Genomic DNA, 3,269 nt, shown 5'->3' with positions numbered 1-3,269 from the left:
CGAGGACGACAGCGAGCGTGTCCTCCAGGCACTGCTCCGCCGCTCCGGCACGCCCGGCCCCGCCCCGCGCATCATCGTCTGGCCGGAGGGCGTCGTCCGCGACCTGATCGAGGACGGCTACCCGGCGTGGATCTACGACCGCCCGGCGAGCTACACCCGCCGCCGCATCGCCAGCGTCCTGGGTCCGCGCGATCTGCTCCTGACGGGGGGTACCGCGCTCGCCTTCGACACGGAGCAGCGCATCGTCGGCGCCGCCAACTCGGTCTTCGCCATCGCTCCGGGAGGCCGCCTGGCGGGCCGCTACGACAAGGCGCACCTCGTTCCGTACGGCGAGTATCTCCCCCTTCCCTGGCTGCTGAAACCGCTCGGGCTGTCGCGCCTGGTTCCCGGCGACCTCGACTTTACACCCGGCCCCGGTCCCGCGAACCTCGCCACCCCGTTCGGCGCGGCCGGTGTTCAGACCTGCTACGAGATCATCTTCTCCGGCGAAGTGGTCGACCGCGCGCACCGGCCGCGCTTCCTCTTCAACCCTTCCAACGATGCCTGGTTTGGCCGCTGGGGCCCGCCGCAGCACCTCGCTCAGGCTCGCATGCGCGCCATCGAGGAGGGGCTGCCGATCCTGCGCGCCACACCCACGGGCATCTCCGCCGTGATCGCCGCAAACGGAGCATTGCTCGCCACGATCCCGCACGAGACCGCCGGAGCCGTCGAGATGGCGATCCCCGCGCCTGCCGCGCCGACGGTGTTTTCCCGCGTCGGCAACCTCATGGCGGCCTTCGTCGCGCTGGTGCTGTTCGGCTTGGCCGTTGCCTTGCGCCGCCGCCCTCGTTAGGGACGACATAAAGCTATCTTTATATCGTTATAGAGGCCCTGCGATGCGCTCCTCCTACTTGTTCACCTCAGAATCGGTGTCCGAAGGCCACCCCGACAAGGTCGCCGACCAGATCAGCGACTCGATCGTCGACCTGTTCCTGTCCAAGGACCCGGAGGCGCGCGTCGCCTGCGAGACGCTCACCACCACCCAGCTTGTCGTCCTCGCCGGCGAAATCCGTGGGCGCGGCGTCTACGAGGACGGGCAATGGGCGCCCGGCGTCGAGGCCGAGATCGAGCAGGCCGTTCGCCAGACGGTCAAGCGCATCGGCTACGAGCAGGCGGGCTTTCATTGGAACGAGTTCAAGTTCCTCAATAATCTGCACGGCCAGTCCGCGGAGATCGCGATGGGCGTCGACGAGAGCGGCAACAAGGACGAGGGCGCTGGCGATCAGGGCATCATGTTCGGTTATGCGACCGATGAGACCGCGGGGCTGATGCCGGCCACCCTCTATTACAGCCACAAGATCCTGGAGCGCATGGCCGCCGATCGCCACTCGGGCGCGGCGCCCTTTCTCGAGCCCGATGCCAAGAGCCAGGTCACGCTCCAGTACGAGAACGAAAAGCCGGTGCGCGCCACGGCGCTCGTCGTCTCGACGCAGCACAAGGCGGGCTATTGCGAGAAGGGCGAAAATGCCGACGCCGCCAAATATGCCGAACTGCGCGATTATGTCACCGGCGTGATGCGCGACGTGCTGCCGGACGGCTTCATCACGGACGCCACCGCGATCTACATCAATCCAACCGGCGCATTCGAGATCGGCGGGCCGGACGGAGACGCGGGCGTCACCGGCCGCAAGATCATCGTCGACACCTACGGCGGTGCCGCTCCCCACGGCGGCGGTGCATTCAGCGGCAAGGATCCGACCAAGGTCGATCGCTCGGCCGCCTATGTCGCGCGCTACCTCGCCAAGAACGTCGTCGCCGCGGGCCTTGCAACGCGCTGCACCATCCAGCTCTCCTACGCGATCGGCATCGCCGAGCCTCTGTCGGTCTATGTCGACACCCACGGCACCGGCACTGTCGAGGAAGCGAAGCTCGAGGAGGTGCTGCCGCAGCTCGTCCGCCTGACTCCCAAGGGCATCCGCCAGCATCTGTCGCTCAACGCGCCGATCTATTCGAAGACCGCCGCCTACGGCCATTTCGGCCGCGAAGCCGACGGTGACCTGTTCACCTGGGAGCGCACCGACCTTGTCGAGAAGCTCAAGGCAGCCGTCGCCTGACGGGTGTGACGATCGAGCGATCGCGAGCGAACGCCCTCCTTTCGTCTCGCCCCCGATCGGGGTATAAGCGGCGCGGGGGTGGATGGATCGGAGAAGCACGATGACCCGCGCGATCGCACTTGTTGCCTGCCTCTTGACCGCAAGCCTGGCTGCCGCCCCCCTTGCCGCCCATCACGGCTGGGCCTGGGCGACCGATGAGGAATTCGACCTCAGCGGCACGGTCAAGCGTGTCCGCCACGGCAACCCGCATGGCGAGATGGTGCTGGGCACTCCCGCGGGGGATTGGACGATCGAGATCGGCCAGCCGTGGCGCAACGAGCAGGCGGGCCTGAAGCCTGACATGCTCAAGGCCGGCACCCGCCTCACCCTCCACGGTCATCGTTCTGCACGTAAGGGTGAGCGACTGATGAAGGCGGAGCGCATCGTGCTGGGCAGCAAGAGCTACAACCTCTACCCAGACCGGCCGAGTTGAGCCTACCCCCGGCGCTCGACGCGCTGCTTGGCGGCCTCGAGCAGGCGCGTATGATCGCGGCGCTCCGCAATTCGACCTACGTCTATCCTCTGATCACCACCAGCCATCTGATCGGTATGGCGCTCCTGTTCGGCGCCATCGTCCCGCTCGACCTTCAGCTTGCCGGCTGGCGGCGCTCTCCCGTGCGCACCGAAACGCTGGCGCGCCTGCTGATCCCCATAGCGGTCGCGGGTCTTGCGGTGGCGATCAGCGCCGGACTGCTGCTCTTCGCAACGGATGCCCGTGCCTATGCAGGGTCGACGCTGTTCCAGATCAAGATGGTCTGCGTGGGCCTGGCGCTGTGCAACGCGGTGATACTGAGGAGGATCGACTGGCAGGTCGCACCAAGTCGCCACGCCTCTGTCGCAGGCTTCGCCTCGGCCGCGCTGTGGCTGGCGGCGATCGTCTTGGGGCGCATGACCGGCTTCTTCTGACCGGAACGAAGTCTCTTCTTCGGCGCTTCACCGGCATGGACGCTCTACCCGATCAGGGCTTCGCTCAGGCTGTCGATTTCGCGCTGGTGCTCGGCGGCGGCAACGCGCTCGGAGCATATCAGGCCGGCGCTTATCAGGCGCTTCACGAACATGGCCTTGAGCCGGATTGGGTGGTGGGCGCCTCCACCGGTGCGGTCAATGGTGCGATCATATGCGGCAACCCGCGAGAGA

At 66.9% G+C, this 3,269-nt stretch carries 5 protein-coding genes; all 5 read left to right on the top strand.

All coding sequences use genetic code 11. The annotated features are described in order from the left end of the window. The coding region (gene lnt, locus VF631_RS09900; protein ID WP_431850135.1) for an apolipoprotein N-acyltransferase at positions 1 to 832 on the top strand (832 nt) is incomplete at its 5' end. Positions 833 to 875: 43 nt separating this feature from the next. After that, positions 876 to 2,093, top strand: coding sequence for a methionine adenosyltransferase (gene metK / locus VF631_RS09895; protein ID WP_431850134.1), 1,218 nt, complete (start codon positions 876 to 878; stop codon positions 2,091 to 2,093). 82 nt (positions 2,094 to 2,175) lie between these two features. Continuing rightward, positions 2,176 to 2,565, top strand: coding sequence for a DUF6152 family protein (locus VF631_RS09890; protein ID WP_431850133.1), 390 nt, complete (start codon positions 2,176 to 2,178; stop codon positions 2,563 to 2,565). Further along, on the top strand, positions 2,562 to 3,038 hold the full coding sequence (locus tag VF631_RS09885; RefSeq protein ID WP_431850132.1) for a hypothetical protein: 477 nt from the start codon (positions 2,562 to 2,564) through the stop codon (positions 3,036 to 3,038). The genes VF631_RS09890 and VF631_RS09885 overlap by 4 nt, the downstream gene beginning before the upstream one ends. Positions 3,039 to 3,073: 35 nt before the next feature. Next, positions 3,074 to 3,269 (top strand): patatin-like phospholipase family protein (locus VF631_RS09880; protein WP_431850131.1); only part of this gene is annotated, 196 nt, incomplete at its 3' end.

This window comes from Allosphingosinicella sp. (assembly GCF_036387615.1).
GTDB lineage: Bacteria > Pseudomonadota > Alphaproteobacteria > Sphingomonadales > Sphingomonadaceae > Allosphingosinicella.
This window is presented reverse-complemented; position numbering and strand designations above follow the sequence as displayed.